Genomic DNA, 21,345 nt, shown 5'->3' on the forward strand with positions numbered 1-21,345 from the left:
AAGAATATGATGGACATGCTATGATACATTTTTACTGATGGATTTATGAAATACAAAATATGCTTATCGTCATTGCCAGTAAAAAACATGGCACGCACTACATAGTGTAATGCGCAATCCAGGAAAAGTATCAATAAATAACAGTTGAGGTCTATTGTATGATCTGGGCGCAGGCTTACGATCCATTGGAAAAGATGCTGGGGACTACTGGTTATCTTTTATCCGCCTTGATTGCAGGCATTCCCTTGTACATTCTTTTTTACATGCTGGCTGTAAAGCGTGTAGCGGGGCACAAGGCCGCTTTTTTCGGAACGATTGCCGCAGTTATTCTGGCGATTGCTGTTTGGCGCATGCCCACTGTATTGGCCATCAACGCTACGGTCAAAGGCGCTTGCTTCGGCCTCTTTCCCATTGTCTGGATTATCGTCACCGCTGTATGGATTTACAATATGACAGTGGAATCCGGCGAATTTGAGATCATTAAAAACTCTCTGGCCAGCATGACAGATGATCGACGCCTGCAGGCAATTTTTATCGCCTTTGCCTTTGGTTCCTTCATCGAAGGCACCGCTGGTTTCGGCACGCCTGTGGCCATCACCGCCGCCATGCTGGTGGGACTCGGCTTTAATCCTCTATACGCTGCGGGCATCTGCCTTATCGCAAACACGGCGCCTGTAGCCTTTGGCGCCATCGGCGTGCCTATTCTTGTTGCAGGCGCCGCTTCCGGTTTGCCCAACGCCAATGGCGAGGCCGTGCACCATATCAGTCAGATCGTGGGCCGTCAGCTGCCCTTCCTGTCCGTGATAGTGCCCTGCTGGGTTTCCATTACCATGTGCGGCTTCAAACGCACCCTTGAGGTGTTGCCCGCCCTGATAGTTGCTGGCGTGTGCTTTGCCGGCACACAGTTCTGGACCTCGAACCACCTTGGCCCCTACCTGCCAGACATCCTGTCGGCAATGGTGACCATTGTTGCCCTTATTCTTCTGTTGCGCGTGTGGAAGCCCAAAAGCATCTTTCATTTCCCTGATGAAGAGGTCGCAACCAGCACGGTTAAAGCCAGTTATACCCCTGGCGAAATGATACGGGCATGGATGCCCTACATGATTCTGGCCGCCTTCGTCACCATATGGGGGCTGCCCGCCTTCAAGGATGCAATGAAACCTCTGGAGCAATGGGCTTTGGGCATTCCGTGGCCCGGCATGAACGGCGTCATTGAAAAAATGCCCCCGCTTGTCAACGCTACCTCGCCATATGCCGCTACGTTTAACTTCAATTTTATCACTTCTGGCGGCACGGCCATCTTTCTTGCCGGCATTATCTCCGCCTTTGTGATGCCAGCATATTCCGCTCGCAGGGGAATCGCGTGTTTTGTTCGCACCGCTTATCAACTGCGCTTTCCTATTGCGACCATCGCCATGATTTTGGGCCTGGCCGAAATCATGAACGCCTCGGGCATGAGCGGAACTCTGGGTCTGGCCTTCACCATGACTGGCGCCCTGTATCCATTCTTTGCCCCTCTCCTGGGCTGGTTGGGCGTTTTTCTGACTGGTTCGGACACCTCGTCCAACGCCCTGTTTGCCAACCTGCAGGCCACAACGGCCCATCAGGTCGGCGTTGACCCATATTTGACGGTTGCCTCCAATTCCTCAGGCGGCGTGACTGGCAAAATGATTTCGCCCCAGTCCATTGCCGTGGCGACTTCCGCAACCGGCATGGTAGGTCAGGAAGGAAACCTCTTCCGCTTCACCGTGTTCCATTCTTTGGCCATGACTCTTGTCGTGTGCCTCCTGACCTTGCTTCAGGCGTATCCGCTTAAATGGATGTTGCCCTAACCGCGCACATAAATAGCGGTGCTGGCTTCGAAGCTGGAGGTTTTCTGCCAAGGGCCGAATGTGGCCGCAAAAAGGTATAACGCTGCGTCCATCGGCAGATAAGCCTTTCTCTTCCATGAGTGGGCATACGTTTCGGCGTATGCCCACTCATTCAATGCCGTTCGACTGAAGCGTTCTGCCTTGCCATTGGCCTGGGGCCGGCAAGGCTTGGTTCGCTTGTGCTTTATCCCAAATTCACGACAGGCATCACGAAACTTCCACGACCTGTAGGTCGGTCCGTTTATCCGTCAAAGTTCGTTCTACCTTGATGCCGCGCGAGGCATGCCAGAAGTCAAAAAAGAGCTTTCCTGCCACATCTTGGCGATCTGTTATTTCCCCTTTCTCATTTACCCGCAGCTCAAAATGAACTCGGGTGTTTTCCATAAAGCGGATGAAGACTTTTTCAGGGCGCATCCTGGCGGATAATCCTGCAAACATTGCGGTTGTCAGTTTTCACTGTTGGCGGCAAAACCACAGCAAATCTATTTGTGAATATCTTCATTTTTTAATATTTATTCAATTTTTCAAAATAGTTATAAAATTTTTCGTTCGACACAGAACAGACGTAGGCAACCAGTAAACCTGGCGGCTCCTTTCGATGCGTCTGCCGCAGGTCCGCGCAAGCCACTCCACGCGCGACGGAAAATCTGGCGTCAGTGAACGGCAAACGCACGAACGCCCACCCTTGGCCCCCATGAGGGCTAGGGAGAACTGCGGCGCATGGCCTCGCGACTTTTTTACATAAAACAACACCGATCCACTAAGAATTATTGAAAAAAATGTGAAATAAATCTTTATCGACAGGCTTTTTGGAGGCCTCTGCGCCGTTTTTATCTCTTCATTACGTCATATTACACATATCAACATGTAATTTTTATAAGAAAAAAAATTCACATCTTTTCTTATGTTGTGAGTATATGCACATCTAGCTGATCCTTTTTTCAATAGGGTATTGACATAATAGTTCCAGTGGCATAGCCATAAAGAAAATATTCCGACATAGCTTTTACTTCTGCTGCACAATATACATTGGATTGAATCTGGACTGTCCGGCAAAGTCATTTACGTCTGTCCGGGTGCATGTACTGGTCTTTTTATGCCAGGAGGCGTCAAACGTGACCTCTCAAGAGTTGATTGACCTCGTTTATATTATTGTGTTCTGCATGGGCGGCATTGCTTTTGCCGTCGGCCCCTTTATTCTAGTGTACTTCCTCCAGCCGCGCTCCACCAGAAACACTGTTGGCAAAACACTTCAGGTGGTGGAATGCGGCATGCCGCCCATTGGTGACGCCTGGATCAAATTCAGCGCTGTCTACTATCTCTATGCACTGATGTTTGTGGCCTTTGCCGTTGACATTCTCTTTCTTATGCCTGTGGCGCTCGTATACAACCGCCCCGGCCCTGTGGGCGATTTGCAGGCATTTGTGGAGATACTCATATTTGTGGGCATTCTGTCCCTGGTCATTGTCTACGCATGGAAAAAGGGAGTGTTCCAGTGGCAACGCAAGACGTACTCGGATCAATAGTCCAGTTCTCAAAGCTGGATCAGCTTCTGGACCTGTGCCGGGCCAATTCGCTCTGGCCCATGACCTTTGGCCTGGCCTGCTGTGCCATTGAAATGATGGCCACCGGCGCTTCGCGCTTTGACCTGGCGCGCTTTGGGGCTGAGGTTTTTCGCCCGTCTCCGCGTCAAAGCGACGTAATGATCGTTTCGGGCACCATCAATAAAAAAATAGCTCCCGCCGTACAGACGCTGTACGACCAGATGCCTGAACCCAAGTGGGTTATCGCCATGGGCAACTGCGCCATTTCAGGCGGACCTTTCGCGTACGAGGGGCAGTACGGCATTGTTGAGGGTGTGGACAAGCTCTTTCCCGTGGATGTTTTCGTTCCTGGCTGTCCGCCGCGCCCTGAAGCCCTCATTGAGGGCATTCTCAAGCTTGAAGAAAAGCTCACGGGCAAACGCCGCTGGCCCCGCGTGGATCCGATCCCTCTGCCCGGCCCCGCTGCGGCCAGAGCCAGGGCGGCGGCTTCCGCATCCAGCGAGCCGCAGGCTTTGCACACGCCGGACGCGCCGTCCGGCGAAGCTTCCGCCGCCCCCTCCCCCGAGACAGCCCCTGCTGCGGAGGTCAAGCCATGAACCAGCAAAACACGCGGCCTGAAGCCCTCGCCACAAGTCTTGCCGCCCTGCCGGGAGCCGTTGTGCGCACCACGGAACATGCGGCCAAAGGTTATGACCTCGATGTGAGCCTGCCCCCGGAAGCGCTTGTGCCCGCCGTCAAGAGTATAGACGCGGCCGGATATTTTCTTGAAACCATCACCGGCGTTGACTGGCTTGGTGAGCAGGCCGCGCTGCGCAAGGCGGCCGAAGCGGCTGAAGTAGCTGAGGCCAAAAAGCGTGAAGAAGCGCTGGCAAAACAGGCCGAAGCGGCAGCAGCGGAAGCTTCGGGTGGGGAAGCCGCGCCTGCCGACGCCACCGCGCAACCTGCCGCACAGCCAGCCGCGCCGCCTGTCGAGCAAACGGTGCCTGCGGACAAGGCCCCCCTGCCCGAAGACGACATCGAAGTGGTGTATGACTTCAACCATTTTGAGTCACGCCACAGGGTCGTTTTGCGTGTCCGCACGCCGCGCAGCCAGCCGCAGGTTCCCACAATCCAGACCATCTATCCCATTGCCCATTGGCACGAGCGCGAGGCCCACGACTTCTTCGGCATCGTCTTTACCGGGCACAATTACCTTGTCCCCCTGCTGTTGCCCGAAGATGCGGACTTTCACCCTCTGCTCAAGGATTACGGCGCATGAACGTTCTGCCACAATGCCCCATTGACGAATATTTCGTGCTGAACCTTGGGCCGCAGCATCCTGCCACCCACGGCGTGCTGCGCATCAAGCTGGTCATGGACGGCGAGTATGTTTTCGAAGCGGAGCCGGTGCTGGGCTACATCCACCGCATGCACGAAAAAATGGCTGAAAACCGCACATGGGCGCAGTTTTTCCCCAATACAGGCCGCATGGACTACCTGCACGCCCTGGCCTACAACCACGGCTACGCCTGTGTTGTGGAACGCGCCGCCTCCATCGAGGTGCCGGAACGCGCCGAATATATCCGCGTCATCACGGCGGAGCTGAACCGCATATCCAGCCATTTGCTCTGGTTCGGAGCCTTTGTGCTGGACCTCGGGGGATTTTCGCCCCTGCTGTACGCCTTTGACGACCGCGAACACATCCTTGATCTTCTCGAATCCGTCACAGGCTCGCGCCTGACCTACTGCTACTTCCGCTTCGGCGGCGTCGCCAACGACATCGACGACGCATTCATCACGGGCACGCGCGCCTTCATCAAGCGCATGCGCAGACGGCTCATCAAATATCATGATCTTGTGACCAAAAACATCATTATCATGAAGCGTCTGAAGGAGATAGGCTATGTCCCGGCAGAGATGTGCCGCAAGTACGGCGCTACAGGGCCGGTGGCCAGAGGCGCGGGCATTGAGTACGACGTGCGCCGCCATGAGCCCTATTCCGTTTATGACCGCTTTACCTTTGACGTGCCGGTCTACACCGAGGCGGACTCCATGGCCCGCTACATGGTGCGCATGGACGAGATAGAGCAGAGCCTGCGCATCATCGAGCAGGCTCTGGACCAACTGCCCAACGGCCCCGTCATGGCTCCCAAGGTTCCCAAAAACATCAAGCCGCCCAAGGGCGACTACTATCATGCTGTTGAAACGGCGCGGGGCCTTCTTGGCATGCGCGCGGTGAGTGATGGAAGCACTACCCCCTGGCGGCTCAAGCTGCGCACCCCCTGCTTTGCCAACCTGCTGGTTTTTGGCGAGGCCAGCCGGGGCATGCTGTTGCCTGACGCCCTTGCCATGCTTGGCAGTTTGGATCTGGTTATTCCCGACATCGACAGGTGAGGACATCATGCAGCTGCCTGATCCCGAAGTATTGCGCCTTATTGCCTATCTGGTGGGTTTTTTCGCCTTTGTGGGTCTTAACGCCGCCTATCTTGTCTGGCTGGAACGCAAGGAAGCCGGGCATATACAACGGCGTATAGGCCCCAAAGAAGTTGGCCCGTTCGGCCTGTTTCAGCCCCTGGCCGACGCGCTCAAGCTCATGAGCAAGCAGGTGTTTATCCCCCAGGGGGCCGACCGGGTGCTGTACCTTGTGGGGCCGGTGCTGGTCATGACCCCGGCGTTCATGAGCTTTGTCACCATCCCCTATGCGGAAAACCTGGGCGCGCGAAACCTGAACGTGGGTCTGCTGGCCATATTCTCCTTTGCCTCCATCAACGTGCTGGGGCTGCTGCTGGGCGCATGGGGTTCGCGCAATAAATACGCCATCATATCGGCCGCCCGCGTGGTTTCGCAAAACGTGGCCTATGAAATACCCATGCTGCTGGTGGTGGTGAGCCTCGTAATGGTGACCGGTTCCCTGAACCTGCACGACATCGTCATTACCCAGGCGGGCGGCTTCTGGAACTGGAACATACTGCGGCTTTCGGCCAGCCCGCTCATGCCCGTGGCCTTTGTCATCTTCTTTATCTGTATGCTGGCAGAAACCAACCGCGCCCCCTTTGACATGGCCGAAGCCGAAAGCGAGCTTATTGCCGGAGCCTTTACCGAATACGGCGGCATGGGATTTGGCGTGTTCTTTATGGGTGAATACGCCAACATGGTGGTGGGCAGCAGCGTTCTCACCATTCTTTTCCTGGGCGGCTGGGGCTGCCCCCTGGGTCTGTGGCCCGGCGTCCACTGGTTTCTCATCAAGCTTTATGCCGTCATCTTCACGGTCATCTGGATACGCTGGACCTTTCCGCGCACCACATTTTACGGTCTGCTCAACCTTTCATGGAAGGTGCTTATTCCCATAGCCCTTGCAAACCTCATTCTTACGAGCGCGCTGCTCAAGGTGCTGTAATCATGACTGCCTATTTCAAAGACATCCTGGGCGGCGCATGGAGCCTGGTAGTGGGGCTGTCCATCACCCTGCGCTATTTCTTCAAGCCCGTGGTGACCAAACAGTACCCCTATGAGGTGCTGCCCATTCCACCACGCTATCGCGGGCACATCGACCTTGTGTATGACGAAAAAACCGGCTCGGACAAATGCATTGTCTGCGGGTCCTGCCAAAAGGCCTGCCCCTCGGGCTGCATTTCCCTTGCTGGCGAGAAACCCGAGGGCGCCAAACAGAAGAAGCTCACCACCTATCAACTGGATTTCACCAAGTGCAGCCTTTGCGGACTGTGCGTTGAATCCTGCCCCACGGATGCCCTGACTTTTTCGAGGGATTACAACCTGGCAGGCTTTGACGCTGACGAATACCGCTTCGATCTTGTCAAAAGACTCAAGGAGCGCCCGTGATGCCCACTTCCGATTTGTTGCAGACCATCGCCGAGATCATCTTTCTGGTCTTTGTGGCGGCGACCTTTTTCGGGGCTGCGGTAGCCGTGACCACGCGCCGGCTCATACGCAGCGTGGCGGGTCTGGCCCTGTGCCTCATGGGTGTGGCGGGCCTCTACTACTTCCTGTCCAGCCCCTTTCTGGCTTTCATGCAGATACTCATCTACGTCGGGGCCGTCTGCGTAACCCTCGTTTTCGCCATCATGCTGGCTGAGCGGTCATACCGCGCGCAAGAGGTGAAAAAAGGGCCGCTGGTCCTGGCCCTGGGCACTCTGGGCGGCAGCGTGTTTACGGCTACCCTGCTGGCCACGTCCATGACCGCCCGCTGGAGCGACATTCCGCTGAAACAGGCCGACGGTTCGCTTGAACGCATCGGGCAATCCCTGCTTTCCACCTATTCCATGAGTTTTGAACTCATTTCCGTGGTGCTGCTGGTGGCCATGGTCGGCGCTCTTGTGCTGGCCCGCGAAGGGAGGGACAGACAGTGAATATTCTCAATCTGAGCCAGTACATTGAAACATATTTGTTCATCGGCGCGGTGCTGTTCTGCATGGGGCTTATGGGCATGGCTTTCAGGCGTACCTTCATCGGCATGCTCATCGCCTCCGAGCTTATCCTGAGCGGGGCCTCCGTAAACTTCATGGCTTTTGGCCGGTTTGTGGCCCAAGACCAGACCACCGGGCAGATAGCCACCCTTTTTGTCATGGCCATCGCCGCGGCAGAGGCTGTGGTGGCGCTTTCCATCATCATGGTTGTTTACCGCAATTATCGCACGGTGGACGCTGACGCCCCGAAGGAACTCAAAGGGTAGGGCTGAACGGAATTTTCGGTTCCGTACCGCAATCCCGCGCTCCGACGAACAGGAGAGGAACAGATGGAGATTGTTGCATCCGTAAAACCGCTGGCAGCCGTGCTTTCGGCCCTTATAGGGGCCTGCATGGTCATGCTTTCCAGACGGTCCCCCAACGTGCGTGAGTCCTGGTCGCTGGTAGCGGCGCTGGTCATGTTCGGCATTATCCTTTCAATGGTGCCGGATGTGGCCCCGCAACCCGTGGGGCGCGGCCTTACGCTGCACCAGACGCTCTTCCCCATACTCCCCGGCCTTTCGGTGAGTTTTCGCGCCGACGCCTTTTCAATGGTCTTTGCCCTGGTGGGTTCATTCCTGTGGGTCATCACCATCTTCTATTCGGCAGGCTACATGCGCAGCCTGGAAGAACACGCCCAGACGCGCTTTAACGCCTGTTTTGCCCTGACACTTTTTGGGGCCATGGGCGTGGCCTTTGCGGACAACCTTTTTACGCTCTACCTGTTCTATGAGGTGGTGAGCATCTGCACCTACCCTCTGGTGGCCCACCATCAGGATGAAGAAAGCTACAGCGGCGGGCGCAAGTACATCGTTTACCTGACCACCACGGCCAAGGGTCTTGTGCTTCCTGCCATGATACTCATCTACGTGCTCACCGGCACGCTGGACTTCACCCACAACAGCCATTTGAGCGTTCTTGCCCCTGAAATAAACACGACGCTCGTGACCATTCTTTATGTCTGCTGCCTGCTGGGCTTTGCCAAAAACGGCATCATGCCCTTCCACAACTGGCTGCCGGGCGCAATGGTGGCCCCCACGCCGGTTTCCGCCCTGCTGCACGCCGTGGCAGTGGTCACGGTGGGCGTGTTCTGCACCACGCGGGTCATGCTCTATGTCTTTGGCACCGACCTCATGACCAGGCTCAACCTGGGCATACCCACAGCCTACTTTGTTTCCTTTACCATTCTGATGGCTTCAATCATTGCCCTGAGCAAGGACAACCTCAAGGCCCGCCTGGCCTACTCCACTGTGAGCCAGCTTTCCTACATCATACTGGGTGTGGCCCTGCTCACCGTGGACGGCATACAGGGCGGTGTGGTGCACATGGCCAACCACGCCTTCGCCAAGATCACGCTCTTCTTCTGTGCTGGCGCAGTTTACGTGGCCACCCACAAGAAGTGCATTTCCGAAATGAGCGGTCTTGGCCGCTCCATGCCCATCACTTTTGCCGCGTTTGGCGTGGCCTCGCTTTCAATGATTGGCGCGCCGCCAGTGGCGGGCTTTGTGACCAAATGGAAGCTGCTGACCGGGGCAATGGAAATGCCCACGCACGCCATGGGCATTCTGCTTGTGCTGCTGGCCAGTACCCTGCTCAACGTGGCCTACTTTGCGCCCGTGACCTTCAAAGCCTTTTTCGGCAAGCGCCCGGAGGGAGAGCCTGAAACCGGCATGCGCGAAGCTCCGATGGCCATGGTTATTCCCATCCTCGTCGCGGCGGCCATATCCGTTATTCTAGGCATCTATCCCGACATCATCATGGTTTTTGTGAAGGCGGTGACAGGATGATCGTAAAACTCATTGATTTCTTTCGTGACAGGCTCGCTGCCACTATCACGGCGTGCCTTGCCGTGCTGGTACTGCTGGTGCTGTGGGACGCCCTGCTGGTCGACAAGAGTGACGCGCACACGCTGGTGGAGCGGATACCCGGATTCTGGGCCGGATTCGGCTTTCTGGCCTGCGTGCTCATCATCATTGTCTCCAAATGGTTCGGCCATCTGGGCATCATGACCCGCGAGGACTACTATGATGATTGATACCTGGATTCATCCCTCGGCCATCCTGCTGGCTGGAGCCGTCATTCTGCCCTGTCTGCCCAAGGCGTGGCGCAAGATCTTCCTGGTTATGGTGCCCCTGCTGGCCTTTGCGGACGTGGTGAGCATGCAGGGTCACAATGGCGTGTTCGGAAGCCTGCGCTTTATGGACGCCACCATGATATTCGGCAGGGTGGACGCCCTGAGCATGGTCTTTGCCTACATCATGTCGCTCATGTGCATTATCGGCACGGTCTACGGGCTGCATGTGGAAAACCCGTTGGAGCAGTCCGCTGCCTGGGTTTACGTGGCGGGCTCACTGGGGGTCATCTTCTGCGGCGACTACCTGACGCTCTTCCTTTTCTGGGAGATCATGGCCTTTTCGTCGGTATTTCTGGTCTGGTTCCGCCGCCGCAAGGAATCGCTGGCCACGGGCTACAGATACCTGCTGGTGCATACGGCTGGCGGCCTCATGCTGCTGGCGGGCATTGTGCTGCGCTACAAGGCCACAGGCGGCGACATGTCCTTCGGCCCCATTGGCGTGGATTCACCGCAGCTTTACACCTGGCTCATCCTGGCCGGATTCCTGCTCAACGCGGCCGTGCCGCCGCTGCACGCCTGGCTGCCTGACGCTTATGGCGAAGCCACGGTGGCCGGCGCGGTGTTCATGTGCGCCTTTACCACCAAGACAGCCGTATACGCCTTGGCAAGAGGCTTTGCGGGCATGGAAATTCTGGTGCCGCTCGGCGTCATCATGGCTCTGTACGGCGTGGTTTACGCCGTGCTCGAAAACGACGCACGGCGGCTGCTGGCCTACCACATCATCAGCCAGGTGGGCTACATGGTGGCCGGTGTGGGCATAGGCACGCAACTGGCCATCAACGGCGCGTGCGCCCACGCCTTTGCCCATATTCTCTACAAGGGATTGCTCTTCATGGGTTGCGGCGCGGTGCTGCAGATGACCGGAACCAGCAAGTTCACGGAGCTTGGCGGGCTGTACAAAAAAATGCCCAAAACCTTCCTCTATACCCTTATTGGCGGCCTTTCCATCTCCGCCTTCCCCCTGTTCAGCGGTTTTGTGAGCAAGGCCATGATAGTGGCCGCCGGGTACGAAGTGCATAATTACTGGGCAGCGTTCCTGCTCACGCTGGCCTCTGCTGGTACATTCCTGCACACCGGGCTCAAGGTTCCCTACTTTATCTGGTTCGGCAAAAACAACTGCTCAAAAAAGACGTGGCAGCGCGCGGGCGATCCGCCCAAGAACATGCAGCTGGCCATGTTCATGGCCGCTGCCCTGTGCATCTTTGTGGGCTGCTACACCCCGTATCTCTACGACATGCTGCCCTTCCCGCAGGCTGCGGCCACATACCACCCCTACACTGCCTACCATGTGGCGGAAACCCTTCAGATCCTGCTGTTTACGGCTTTGGGCTTCTTTTTGCTGCTCAAAAAGCTTTCGCCGGAACCCACCATCAGCCTGGATCTGGACTGGTTTTACCGCAAGGGTGGAAGGCTTTTTTACTGGCTTGCGCGCAAGCCCGTACAAACGGCCGACACGGCGGTGGGCGAAGCCTGGAACAAGGAAGGCATTGTGCCGCTCATGCGGACGGCCCGCTTCTGGTCATGGTTTGATTGGCACGTCATTGATACCGTGGTTGACGGCACTGCCCGCGGCGTGCGGGCGCTGGGCGGCAAACTGCGGCTCGTGCAGCGCGGCAGGTTGCAGATCAGCATCACCTATATGGCCGTCCTGATGGCCTTTGCACTCGCGTTCCTGGCCTTGGCCTGAGCCCACCAGAGGAGATGGCAGCCATGCAATTTCTGAGCATGAACACTTCAGGTTTTCCCATTCTTTCCGTGCTGATATTCCTGCCGTTGGCGGGGGCCGCCATTGTGCCTTTGCTTGGCAGTGAAAAACAGGCGAAAATATGGGCCTTGTTGATTACCTTGGTCAACGGCGCGCTGTCGCTCCCGCTTTTTTGCGACTTTTCCCTGGCGTCGGCGCAGTACCAGTTCGCCGAACACCATTCGTGGATCGCGTCTTTCAACATCAACTACACGCTTGGGGTGGACGGCATATCCCTGCTGCTGGTGCTCATGACCACGCTCATCATGCCCCTGTGCGTTCTGGGATCGTGGAAGTACATCCAGAGCCGGGTCAAGGAGTTCATGATCTGCCTGCTTATTATGGAGACGTCCATGCTGGGCGTGTTCATGGCCCTTGACCTTGTGCTCTTCTATATTTTCTGGGAAGCCATGCTCATCCCCATGTTCCTGCTCATCGCCGTATGGGGAGGGCCGCGCAAGACCTACGCCTCCATCAAGTTCTTTCTCTACACCCTTGCGGGTTCGGTTTTTCTGCTGGTGGCCATTGTGGCCCTGTACATACACGAGGGAACCTTCAGCATTCCCACCCTTATGGGGCAGCAATACGCGGCCAACTTCCAGTTGCTGATTTTTCTGGCTTTCTTTGTGGCCTTTGCCATCAAGGTGCCCATGTTTCCCTTTCACACATGGCTGCCGGCAGCCCACGTGGAAGCGCCCACGGCAGGCTCCGTCATTCTGGCCTCTGTCCTGCTTAAAATGGGCACCTACGGCTTTATGCGCTTTTGCCTGCCCATCACGCCCACCGCCACGGTAAGCCTGATGCCCGCCCTGCAATGGCTTTCCATCGCGGGTATTCTCTACGGCGGTTTTACCGCCCTGGCCCAGCAGGACATGAAAAAGCTCATTGCCTATTCCAGTGTGGGCCACATGGGTTTTGTGACGCTGGGAATATTCGCCCTTGACGCGCGTGGGCTGGAAGGCGCGTTATTGCAGATGATCAATCACGGCATCACCACTGGGGCCTTGTTCTTGTGCGTGGGCATGATCTATGAGCGCAACCACAGCCGCGAGCTTTCAGCGGCGGCCGGGCTTGGTCGGTTTATGCCCATCTACGTGACCTATCTGACGATTTTTTCTCTTTCGTCACTAGCCTTCCCCGGCACCAACAGCTTTGTGGGCGAGTTCCTGATTCTGGCCGGGGCCTTCTTCAACAACAAGATTGTGGCCGCCTGCGCCATACCCGGCGCGGTGCTTGCCGCAGCCTACATGCTGCGCATGCTGCAAAGGGTCATATGGGGCGGCACCCACAATCCCGACCAGTCAAAGCTGTGGGATCTGGGCTGGCGTGAAACCGTGACCCTGGCTCCCCTGATGGTCTTTGTTTTCTGGATTGGCCTGGCTCCCGAGCCTTTTCTGCGCGTCATGCGCCCGAGCCTTACCCACCTTCTGGTACAGACGGGCTACCACGCCCCCCAAACGCAGGCTCTGGCGGAATTTTTCGCCCGCTGACACGAAACTTCGAGACAAGGCGCACGCATGAACATACACCTTTTTCTTCCTGAGTTGGCCCTTCTGGCAGGCTGCCTTGCGGCTTTCTGCATGACCATCGGCAAGGCTGGAAAAAACGCCATGCGCGTTTCAATACTCTGCGCCGCCCTGGCCTACACCCTGGCCGCCATATGGACGTTGCCGCTCAAGGGCAGCCTTTTTTACGACGCATACCGTGTGGATCTTTTTTCACAGATGGTAAAATGCGCCATGGGCCTCGGCTTTTGCCTCATGCTGTTCTTCGGGGGTGAGGTCAAGGGCATTGATGACGACGTAAAGGCCGAATACTACCTCTTTTTACTGACGGCACTGCTGGGGCTGACCCTGCTTGTCAGCAGCGTCGAGCTTGTGACCCTGTTTATCGCGCTGGAACTGTCGTCCTACTCCCTCTACCTTCTCGTGCCCATGCGCTCCGCGACTGACGGGCAGACGTGGCATGTGGAGGCGGCCGTCAAATATCTGTTCTTCGGTGTTGCCAGTTCGGGTATCATGCTGTTTGGCATAAGCTGGATATTCGGCCTGACCGGAACCACCTACATGTCCGGCATACTGCCCGTGCTGCACACGGTTTCCTCCCAGCCCGTGGGCGTCATGGCGCTGGTCATGCTGCTGTGCGGCATGTTCTTCAAGCTGGCGGTATTTCCTTTCCACTTCTGGACGCCCGATGTTTACCAAGGCGCGTCCAACGAAACCACGGCCTTTATTTCCGCTCTGCCCAAGGTGGCGGCTGTGGCTGTTCTGGCACGGTTCTGCGCGCTGGCGGCTCCGGATTCCATAGCCTTGCCAACCCTGCTCACCGTGCTTTCCGTGTGTTCGATGTTTTATGGCAACCTGACGGCCCTTGTGCAAAAAGACGTCAAACGCATGCTCGGTTTTTCGGGTATAGCCCATGCGGGGTACATCCTGCTGGGCATGGTCACCCTCAAAGCCTGGGGCTTCGCCACTGCCCTGTACTACGGCATCGGCTATCTCTTCATGATGCTGGCGGCCTTTCTGGTGCTGTACACCGTGGCTCCCAACGGCGGCAATGTGACCGTCAAGAATCTCAACGGACTTTCCCGCCGTTCGCCCCTGCTGGCCTTCATCATGACCGTGAGCATGTTCGCCCTGGCGGGCATTCCGCCTTTTGCGGGCTTTATGGGCAAGTTCATGCTGCTCACGAGCGCGTACAAGTCCGGCTATGTGCTGCTGGTGGTCATCGCGGCCATCAATACGGCCATTGGCATCTATTATTACCTGCAGGTGGTTCGCGCCGTGTACGCCGAGGACGAAGCCAATGCGGCGGACGTTCCTGTGACGACGGCCGGAACCCGCGTTGCTGGCGTCTGTCTTGTGGCCATAACGCTCGCGCTGGGCATTATGCCTGAAACCGTGGTGGACATGGCGGTCAAGGCCATGCAGGCCGCCTGGTAAGATCTCGGGCAAACGCGGGGTTTCAAAACGGGGGACTGGGGTTTCACACTGTGTTGTACAGGCGTTTTTCAAGCAAAATCACCTGACATTCCCGATTTCAATGGCGACAAAATTTCCATGAGTGGCTCATACGACAGACCGGGGGCCTTGCAGGCGTTCTAGCGCTGCAAGGCCCCCGGTCTGTCATCTTGGGGCAGAGTGCCTTTGCAAACAGACTCAACCCTTCGAGCATTTACTATGCCCTATAACAAGAGTTTTAGGGGGTGGGGGCGAGGGGGAGGAGACCCTTTTGCAAAAGGGTCCCTCCCCCACAACGCATTCATTCCTCTACAAAATATTTCAAAATACCAGCCCTGCCCGTCCAGCCGTTACCGCAGTTCTTCCATGGTGGTTCGCAGTTCCTGGGCCATTTGCGACAGCTCCTGCAAGGCCACGGAAGACTGCACGATGCCTTCGGAGGTTTCGCCGACAATGCGGTTGATTTCTTCAATGGCCCGGCTGATTTCCTCTGACGCGGCGCTTTGCTCTTCCGCCGCCGCAGCAATGGAACTTACCACAGTGGAGTTGTCCGACGCCAGCGTCACTATTTCATCAAGGGCAGCGCCGGAAGCGTTGGCCAGCCCCGTTGCTTCTGTCACGCTTTGCACGGCGCTGTGCACCTCGTCGATATTGGTGCGGGCCGAAGCCTGAATCGCGGTGATGGCGGCGCTTACTTCCAGTGTGGCGCTCATGGTTTTTTCCGCCAGCTTGCGCACCTCGTCGGCAACCACCGCAAATCCCCTGCCCGCATCACCAGCGCGGGCGGCCTCGATGGCCGCATTGAGGGCAAGCAGGTTGGTCTGATCGGCAATATCGGAAATAACGCCCATGATGCTGCCGATATTTTCCGCCTGGCCTCCCAGTTCGCTCATATTGTCTTGCAGGGTGTGCGCCACGTTGTTCACGGCATTGATGGACTGGACAACCCTGTTGACCAGGCCGGAACCGTCCTCGGCCTTGTGCCGCGAGTTCTGGCTCTGGTCGGCGGCCTGAGCCGCGTTTCGCGCAACTTCCAGAACGGTGGAGTTCATTTCCGCCATGGCGCTGGCCGTGGATTCCACACGGGTGCGCTGAATTTCGGCGCCGCGAGAGATTTCACCCACCTGGGTTGAAAGCTCTTCAGAAGCAGCCGCAAGCCGGTCGGATATGTTTGAGGCATGATTGGCGACCTCAAGCATGGTCCGCTGCTGGGTTTTGATTTCGGTAAGGTCGGTCAAAAGCTGCATGACGGAAGTGATGTTGCCCTGCTCGTCAAGCATGGGAATGGCAGTGTACGCCACATCCATGGTATGGCCCTGCGGATGGGCCTTGGTTTCGCCGCTGGCCGGAGCCTTGGTATTCACGGATGTGGTGAGACCGCAGCGCTCGGTGCCGTAATCGTCACGGTGGAACATTTCATAGCAGGTCATGCCCTGCCAATTATCCCCAACCAGTTTACGGGCGATTTTATTGATGTACGATGCCTTGAGGTCCTTGTTCAGCACAATGACGGGCGAAGGGATGTTTTCCAGAACCGTGTGAAAACGATTAAGAATATTGTTTGTGCCACGAACAAGCACCGCAAATTCACCCTCGAACTTGCCCGCATCGCCTTCAGAACTCAGATAGCCTTCTTCGACCTTACGTTCCAGCCACTTGTATTCCTCAAGAATTCTGTTGAGGGCCAAGGGGACCATCTTCATGGCTCCGACCATTCTGCCGATTTCGCCTTTTTCGCGTGTTTTCAGTTGGCGGGAGAAATCGCCGTGCGCCAGTGCGCTTGCGTAGCCTGAAAGATCGGTAAGCAGGCGTACAAAGCCAATAACTATACCTGCCGCAAGCACTGCGCCAAAAAAGATGCCAGCAATGCTTGTGATCAGCATGTACTGCTGGGCGTTCCGATTTTCATTCAGTATCTGCGGCCCAAGGGGGGTCAGTTCCGCTGTCACGCTGTCATTGAGCGCCACAAGCGCCTCGCGGCCCTTGGCTATTTCTGCAAACAGGCTGGACATGCCGGTATTGCCCTGTTCAAACATTTTTTCCAGCTTGGCGAGGCTTACGCTTATGGCGTCCCTGCTTTTCGCAAGATGGGCATAGAGGTCGCGGCTCTCCTGCGTGAAAAGGTATGGCGCTATCTTTTCCATGCTCCCCTTCAGAGATTCCAGAGAGCCACGGGCTTTTTTACCTTCTTCCATATCACGCGAGCCTGCAAAACGCTCAAAGCTGCCCTGGGCGGAGGCCAGATAGGGCCAGGCCTGGACCAGACCCGCAAGGGCTTCAGCGGTGCCGGCATCATGCAGCCTTTGCCCCAAAACGCGCATGTCTTCAACCATGGCTCGCATGGCGGGTTGCACATCTTTGTCAAACAGCTCGTTGGCTCCTGTCAGGCTATTTGTAACCACATCAATCTGCCCATCAAGATTTTGCGCGGCCGCAAGCAGTTTTTTGAGAAACCCGGTACGTTCGGCGCTCTCAACCAGCGCCTCAGAACGTCTGCCCTGCGAGATCAGAGCTTTTACGGAATCATGAGCCACCTTGATGGCGTTCTTGTTCCTTGTATCGTGCTGAAACCGAAAAACATCGGACGTTATTGCATTGAGCGCGCTGGAAGCTTCGCTGCACAGTACACTCAACTGCGCAACTTTTTGGTATTCCTCAAAGTTCGCCGAAGACATGCCGATGTTTCTATGGCCGAAGAATGCCATAGAGACAAGCAACAATACCATAAAAGCGAATCCGATAATTATTCTGTACTTGGTTGTCATGCTGGCATCCATAGGGAGGTTGAAGATGCATTTGCCTGCGGGGCTGCTACATAACTTTGGCTGGCGACAATCGTGCCTTTTTCCGCAAAGCTGGCCGTCAGTATATCTTGGCCATAGCAAGGTATATTTATTAATCTATACAGAGGACATATGCGTATACGTGGATGATTGCCTGTTTCAAACTGCGATAGTGGCAGGAATTACGTCCGCCTTGTTGCCTCTTGTGACGAGGGCGGACAAAGAAAACAGCGGGGCAAGGGGTAAGGTTGGCGCTACTGTGCGGCCGTTATCCCTAACTTCTTATTATCAAAAACTGTCCCCATTGCAACTAATAATCTATAACGTATTTTCGGTTTTACGGTAAAAAAGAATAGGGGCAGCGCCAATTTTTGACGCCGCCCCCTACAAAGTATGGTATTTTTAGTCTCTAACCATATATTTTTACAGTATTCTTACCACTGCACCCAACGTTGAAAAACGCAATGCTTGAGGCTCCTAAACAGCATCGCCCGCGCCGCGTCGGCATTGTGCATTGCGACCGGGCGTCAGGCGCTGCGTAAAATTATCCTGGGAATCTCCGACGGCACGCCAAGACGCACGGGAAATCCGTTCCATACCCCCGCTCCGGAGGTAACGTACATGCTCAGCGCGTCAGCCGTGTACCGACCGTACAGATAGCCGCCGTTGAACTGCGCCACCAAGGCGTTCAGGCCCAGTATCTGCCCCCCGTGGGTGTGCCCTGAAAGCTGCACATCAATGCCGCGTCGGGCGTTTGCAGGCGCGTTGGCGGGCCTGTGCTCCATAAGGACGCGCACAGCGTCTTCGGGCGCACCCTGAAGCGCCGCAGGCAGATCCGGCCCAGGCAGGCCAAGGCGCTCCGCAGCCACATCCGTAACACCGGCGAGAACCAGCGGATGCTCCTGGATGTGCAGCACCGCGTGCTGGTTCAGCAGCATGCGCATGCCCAGGGCTGGAAAGGCCTTCATCCAGCCGGGAAAATTGCTGTAATACTCGTGGTTGCCCACTGAACCCCAAATGCCGTAGTTCGCCCGCAGCCGCCGCAAGGGAGCCACGTCCGCAGCCCTGGCTGCAGGGCTGCCGTCAACCATATCCCCTGTGAACAGAATCAGATCCGGCTTCAGGGCATTGACGCGATCCACCAGGGCGTCCACCCAGACGCTCTGCAAAAGCGGGCTTACGTGCATATCGCTGATCTGTACGATGCTCAGCCCGTCCAGAGCCTTGGGGAGACGAGGCACAAGCATTTCAACATTCCGCACCTCTGGCACGCCAACGGCTTCACGCAGGCCCCAGAAGGCCGTGCCTGCGGCAAGAGTCACCATTATGGCCTGCCGTCTGCCCGACGAAAAGGCGGGCTGTGGGGCGGCGGGCTTTGCGCCGCCACGAATTTTTCGGGCAAGCCAGCCAATGATGCAGACCAGATCGCGCAAAAGCGTGAACACCAGCAACAGCACCAGCAAGAGAAAGCACCAGCCCTGCGCCAGCAGCAGAAAGGGGGGAATTTCAGGAGACGCCAGCCCCCCAAAGGCCATGCGGTTGATAAAGTGTTGCTGTGTGATGAAAAGCAGCAGCGCGGCCAGTGCGGCTTTGATTTTCCAACCTGCCCGCAGGGGCAGCAAAAGCCGGGCCGCCAGATATATGAAGACGACCCCGCCCATCAAATGTATGAACATGCTTGATTTCCTGTATGGTCAATAAAACTGCTTTTGTAGAAGCAGGAGCTTTAGGCAGATCAGCCACCTGGCGTGGCCAAAACACCGCGCACGACTTTTGCCTGCCCGGTTTTACACAACTTTACCCCGGCTGTGGAATCACTTTCACCAGAAATGTATTTCTTTTTCACACCGGCAGGGTTTGTGCCGGCTTGCCGGTGGCAACGCAGCATGACGCTGATTTTCCCATCAGACAACAGACGACAGAGTATCCGAACGCGCCGGGCAGATGGATATACTATTACGCGATGTCAGAAAGTATTCATGATTTTTCTTATGTCCATTACGCCACATTTTTTCGCCAAAGGCACATCACTGCGCCTGACGCTCCCCCCCCTGGCAACCCTCCAGAAGCGGATACGCCAAGGACCAACTGCCTGTTAATATAATGACTACACCATCATATATGATTACCCGTGCAAAAAATCAGGTGGGCGGCTGTTGAAAAACAACGGGCACTTCCGTCGCCGGCCTCTGCGCGTACGCCAAAAGCATGGTTGGCACGACGGTCTGGTACGGGTATGATGCCCTGAAATGTCTGCTCTGTTTGCAGGGGCGCTGCATTCCCTGCTCGCGCAGCAGCCAGAGCGGTTTCGCATGAAATCTCTTCTGGTGCCGCCCCAGGCGGCATGACGGCAATCGCAACACCTTTCAGGAGAACCGTTATGGGCACAGCGCCTTTTGACCATCTCAGCCAAGAAATGACAGGCTTCATGCGCTCCAGCGTTCTTGGGGCCCTGGCCGAACTTGATCTTGGCACAGTCATCCTCAGCAACGGCAACAGCCTTGGCGCTGCCGAGCTTGCCCGGCTGTGCGCGTGCGATGAACGGGGCGTCGAGGCCCTGCTGGACGCGCTTGCAGCCCTGGGCTATTTCGCCAAAGCAGGAACAGGGGCCGCAGCCCGGTATTCCGTGGCAGAAGAATACAAAAGCTTTCTGGATAGCCGCCACCCATCAACATTTATTCCAATGATGCGGCACATGGCCGGTCTGCAGCGCTCGTGGGCGCGCCTTGCGTGGGCCGTGCGCGACGGTAAACCGCAGGATAAAATCCCCAGTATTCTCGGCGTGGAACAGGACAGGGTATCGTTCATCATGGCCATGAATTCCATCGCCGTCAGGCTGGTGGACAAGGCCGTAGCATCGCTGTTCAGTGCCGGGGTTCTGTCCTTTACAAGCAAGGGCCTGCGGATTCTGGACATCGGCGGCGCATCGGGCACCTATACTGAAGCCTTTCTCAAAAACTTGCCGGAAAGCACCGCCACCATCATCGACCTGCCTGTGGCCATTGCGCAGGCCAAAAACCGTTTTACGGGCACAAGCCTTGAGTCGCGCGTCAGTCTGATCGAATGCGACTTTTCAAAGGACGCCCTGCCCTCAGGTTTCGATTTTGCCTGGATAAGCGCCATAATCCACCAGATGAACCGCGAAAAAAGCCGCATGCTCTACGCCAAGGCCCTGGACGCGCTGAAACCTGGCGGCATTGTGGGCGTTCGGGACTACGTCATGCGCCAGGACCGCACCTCCCCGATTGACGGCGCCCTTTTTGGCATAAACATGCTTGTGAATACCCGGGACGGCATGGTCTACACCTATGAAGAAATCAGGGAAGACCTCGAACTGGCAGGCTTCACCCAGGTTGTCCACGCCGTTGACGTGCCCAGCATGTCCGCCGTGGTCACCGCGAAAAAACCTGGTTAGTGTTAATTACGTTGAGCAGCTTTGTGGGGGAGGGACCCTTTTGCAAAAGGGTCCCTCCCCCACGCCCCCACCCCCTAAAACTTTTGCTGGCTGTTGGCATCGTGCCAGAGCATTTCGGTTTTGAAATTGCTCTGGCGGATGCGGGAGCAGACGCCCGCCGCAAAGGCGCATCTGCACAGTCTGTCTGCGCGGCTTGCCCCATGCGCGGCAACACCGGATGTGCTGTGCAATAAAACCTTTAGACACATTGAGTTACCAATGCCAAGGCCCGGATAAATATGTTCCGGGCCTGTTTTATTGCCGTTCTTTGCGCCTCCTCGCCCGAAAGCAGAGCATGAAGCGCAGGCGGATAAAAATGATTTTTTTCTCAAATTATCATCCAGATGATGGAATCAAAACTTCACCCCGCCTAGCATTCGCAATCAAACGTATTTTGCGCACGTACAAGAAAG

The 21,345-nt window shown here is 56.4% G+C and carries 19 protein-coding genes and 1 pseudogene; 16 read left to right on the forward strand and 4 right to left on the reverse strand.

Annotation, left to right across the window (positions count from 1 at the left end; genetic code table 11):
• The first annotated feature begins 158 nt into the window (after positions 1 to 158).
• A complete protein-coding gene (locus DESU86_RS01760) occupies positions 159 to 1,832 on the forward strand; it encodes an L-lactate permease (protein WP_179979475.1) in 1,674 nt (557 codons plus the stop codon).
• Here the strand turns inward: DESU86_RS01760 and DESU86_RS14685 are convergent.
• Together DESU86_RS14685 and DESU86_RS14690 are read right to left on the reverse strand one after the other, a co-directional pair.
• Positions 1,829 to 2,116, reverse strand: a complete 288-nt coding sequence (locus DESU86_RS14685; protein ID WP_179981676.1) for an integrase core domain-containing protein — start codon at positions 2,114 to 2,116, stop codon at positions 1,829 to 1,831. The genes DESU86_RS01760 and DESU86_RS14685 overlap by 4 nt on opposite strands.
• Positions 2,079 to 2,285 (reverse strand): hypothetical protein, encoded by a 207-nt coding sequence (locus DESU86_RS14690; protein WP_179979476.1) that lies wholly within the window; start codon positions 2,283 to 2,285, stop codon positions 2,079 to 2,081. Before DESU86_RS14690 ends, DESU86_RS14685 begins: the two co-directional genes overlap by 38 nt.
• 701 nt (positions 2,286 to 2,986) lie before the next feature.
• On the opposite strand from DESU86_RS14690, the gene DESU86_RS01775 reads away from it, so the two are divergent.
• From DESU86_RS01775 to DESU86_RS01835, 13 genes and pseudogenes are all read left to right on the forward strand, one after another.
• On the forward strand, positions 2,987 to 3,397 hold the full coding sequence (locus DESU86_RS01775; protein ID WP_197957526.1) for an NADH-quinone oxidoreductase subunit A: 411 nt from the start codon (positions 2,987 to 2,989) through the stop codon (positions 3,395 to 3,397).
• Positions 3,346 to 3,846: pseudogene (locus tag DESU86_RS01780) on the forward strand (NADH-quinone oxidoreductase subunit B); the annotation flags it as partial. The gene DESU86_RS01775 and the pseudogene DESU86_RS01780, both read left to right, overlap by 52 nt.
• A gap of 161 nt (positions 3,847 to 4,007) precedes the next feature.
• Positions 4,008 to 4,673 (forward strand): NADH-quinone oxidoreductase subunit C, encoded by a 666-nt coding sequence (locus tag DESU86_RS01785; protein WP_179979478.1) that lies wholly within the window; start codon positions 4,008 to 4,010, stop codon positions 4,671 to 4,673.
• Positions 4,670 to 5,788: an NADH-quinone oxidoreductase subunit D gene (locus tag DESU86_RS01790; protein ID WP_179979479.1), complete on the forward strand. Its 1,119-nt coding sequence runs from the start codon at positions 4,670 to 4,672 to the stop codon at positions 5,786 to 5,788. Before DESU86_RS01785 ends, DESU86_RS01790 begins: the two co-directional genes overlap by 4 nt.
• A gap of 7 nt (positions 5,789 to 5,795) precedes the next feature.
• Positions 5,796 to 6,791, forward strand: a complete 996-nt coding sequence (gene nuoH, locus DESU86_RS01795; RefSeq protein WP_179979480.1) for an NADH-quinone oxidoreductase subunit NuoH — start codon at positions 5,796 to 5,798, stop codon at positions 6,789 to 6,791.
• A 2-nt stretch (positions 6,792 to 6,793) separates the two neighbouring features.
• Positions 6,794 to 7,234 (forward strand): NuoI/complex I 23 kDa subunit family protein, encoded by a 441-nt coding sequence (locus DESU86_RS01800; protein ID WP_179979481.1) that lies wholly within the window; start codon positions 6,794 to 6,796, stop codon positions 7,232 to 7,234.
• Positions 7,234 to 7,761 (forward strand): NADH-quinone oxidoreductase subunit J family protein, encoded by a 528-nt coding sequence (locus DESU86_RS01805; protein ID WP_179979482.1) that lies wholly within the window; start codon positions 7,234 to 7,236, stop codon positions 7,759 to 7,761. Before DESU86_RS01800 ends, DESU86_RS01805 begins: the two co-directional genes overlap by 1 nt.
• Positions 7,758 to 8,084, forward strand: coding sequence for an NADH-quinone oxidoreductase subunit NuoK (nuoK, locus tag DESU86_RS01810; RefSeq protein ID WP_179979483.1), 327 nt, complete (start codon positions 7,758 to 7,760; stop codon positions 8,082 to 8,084). The genes DESU86_RS01805 and nuoK overlap by 4 nt, the downstream gene beginning before the upstream one ends.
• A 63-nt stretch (positions 8,085 to 8,147) precedes the next feature.
• Entirely contained in the window at positions 8,148 to 9,644 is a 1,497-nt protein-coding gene (locus DESU86_RS01815) for a monovalent cation/H+ antiporter subunit D family protein (RefSeq protein ID WP_179979484.1), read from the forward strand.
• A complete protein-coding gene (locus DESU86_RS01820) occupies positions 9,641 to 9,892 on the forward strand; it encodes a hypothetical protein (protein WP_179979485.1) in 252 nt (83 codons plus the stop codon). The genes DESU86_RS01815 and DESU86_RS01820 overlap by 4 nt, the downstream gene beginning before the upstream one ends.
• Positions 9,882 to 11,678, forward strand: coding sequence for a Na(+)/H(+) antiporter subunit D (locus tag DESU86_RS01825; RefSeq protein WP_197957527.1), 1,797 nt, complete (start codon positions 9,882 to 9,884; stop codon positions 11,676 to 11,678). Before DESU86_RS01820 ends, DESU86_RS01825 begins: the two co-directional genes overlap by 11 nt.
• 23 nt (positions 11,679 to 11,701) lie before the next feature.
• A complete protein-coding gene (locus DESU86_RS01830) occupies positions 11,702 to 13,225 on the forward strand; it encodes an NADH-quinone oxidoreductase subunit M (protein WP_179979486.1) in 1,524 nt (507 codons plus the stop codon).
• A gap of 27 nt (positions 13,226 to 13,252) precedes the next feature.
• Positions 13,253 to 14,677 (forward strand): NADH-quinone oxidoreductase subunit N, encoded by a 1,425-nt coding sequence (locus tag DESU86_RS01835; protein WP_179979487.1) that lies wholly within the window; start codon positions 13,253 to 13,255, stop codon positions 14,675 to 14,677.
• A 368-nt stretch (positions 14,678 to 15,045) separates the two neighbouring features.
• Here the strand turns inward: DESU86_RS01835 and DESU86_RS01840 are convergent, their stop codons facing one another.
• Complete coding sequence (locus DESU86_RS01840) at positions 15,046 to 17,460, reverse strand: methyl-accepting chemotaxis protein (RefSeq protein WP_179979488.1); 2,415 nt, start codon at positions 17,458 to 17,460, stop codon at positions 15,046 to 15,048.
• 545 nt (positions 17,461 to 18,005) lie between these two features.
• Positions 18,006 to 19,154, reverse strand: coding sequence for a metallophosphoesterase (locus DESU86_RS01845; protein ID WP_179979489.1), 1,149 nt, complete (start codon positions 19,152 to 19,154; stop codon positions 18,006 to 18,008).
• Positions 19,155 to 19,168: 14 nt separating this feature from the next.
• Between DESU86_RS01845 and DESU86_RS01850 the strand changes: the two genes are divergently transcribed.
• Positions 19,169 to 19,582 carry a hypothetical protein gene (locus DESU86_RS01850; protein WP_179979490.1) on the forward strand — a complete coding sequence of 138 codons (414 nt, stop codon included), beginning with the start codon at positions 19,169 to 19,171 and terminating at the stop codon, positions 19,580 to 19,582.
• A 276-nt stretch (positions 19,583 to 19,858) separates the two neighbouring features.
• Positions 19,859 to 20,893 (forward strand): methyltransferase, encoded by a 1,035-nt coding sequence (locus DESU86_RS01855; RefSeq protein ID WP_179979491.1) that lies wholly within the window; start codon positions 19,859 to 19,861, stop codon positions 20,891 to 20,893.
• Positions 20,894 to 21,345 lie beyond the last annotated feature (452 nt).

Origin of the sequence: Desulfovibrio sp. 86, assembly GCF_902702915.1 — a bacterium.
GTDB lineage: Bacteria > Desulfobacterota > Desulfovibrionia > Desulfovibrionales > Desulfovibrionaceae > Desulfovibrio.

Bases quoted from the DNA above. Each gene is read 5' to 3' on its own strand.
- DESU86_RS01835 (WP_179979487.1), top strand. From the start codon at position 13,253: ATGAACATACACCTTTTTCTTCCTGAGTTGGCCCTTCTGGCAGGCTGC.
- DESU86_RS01830 (WP_179979486.1), top strand. From the start codon at position 11,702: ATGCAATTTCTGAGCATGAACACTTCAGGTTTTCCCATTCTTTCCGTG.
- DESU86_RS01850 (WP_179979490.1), top strand. From the start codon at position 19,169: ATGGTCAATAAAACTGCTTTTGTAGAAGCAGGAGCTTTAGGCAGATCA.
- DESU86_RS01800 (WP_179979481.1), top strand. From the start codon at position 6,794: ATGACTGCCTATTTCAAAGACATCCTGGGCGGCGCATGGAGCCTGGTA.
- DESU86_RS01760 (WP_179979475.1), top strand. From the start codon at position 159: ATGATCTGGGCGCAGGCTTACGATCCATTGGAAAAGATGCTGGGGACT.
- nuoH (WP_179979480.1), top strand. From the start codon at position 5,796: ATGCAGCTGCCTGATCCCGAAGTATTGCGCCTTATTGCCTATCTGGTG.
- DESU86_RS14690 (WP_179979476.1), bottom strand. From the start codon at position 2,285: ATGCGCCCTGAAAAAGTCTTCATCCGCTTTATGGAAAACACCCGAGTT.
- DESU86_RS01790 (WP_179979479.1), top strand. From the start codon at position 4,670: ATGAACGTTCTGCCACAATGCCCCATTGACGAATATTTCGTGCTGAAC.
- DESU86_RS01840 (WP_179979488.1), bottom strand. From the start codon at position 17,460: ATGACAACCAAGTACAGAATAATTATCGGATTCGCTTTTATGGTATTG.
- DESU86_RS01820 (WP_179979485.1), top strand. From the start codon at position 9,641: ATGATCGTAAAACTCATTGATTTCTTTCGTGACAGGCTCGCTGCCACT.
- DESU86_RS01855 (WP_179979491.1), top strand. From the start codon at position 19,859: ATGGGCACAGCGCCTTTTGACCATCTCAGCCAAGAAATGACAGGCTTC.
- DESU86_RS01785 (WP_179979478.1), top strand. From the start codon at position 4,008: ATGAACCAGCAAAACACGCGGCCTGAAGCCCTCGCCACAAGTCTTGCC.
- DESU86_RS01805 (WP_179979482.1), top strand. From the start codon at position 7,234: ATGCCCACTTCCGATTTGTTGCAGACCATCGCCGAGATCATCTTTCTG.
- DESU86_RS01825 (WP_197957527.1), top strand. From the start codon at position 9,882: ATGATGATTGATACCTGGATTCATCCCTCGGCCATCCTGCTGGCTGGA.
- DESU86_RS01815 (WP_179979484.1), top strand. From the start codon at position 8,148: ATGGAGATTGTTGCATCCGTAAAACCGCTGGCAGCCGTGCTTTCGGCC.
- DESU86_RS01845 (WP_179979489.1), bottom strand. From the start codon at position 19,154: ATGTTCATACATTTGATGGGCGGGGTCGTCTTCATATATCTGGCGGCC.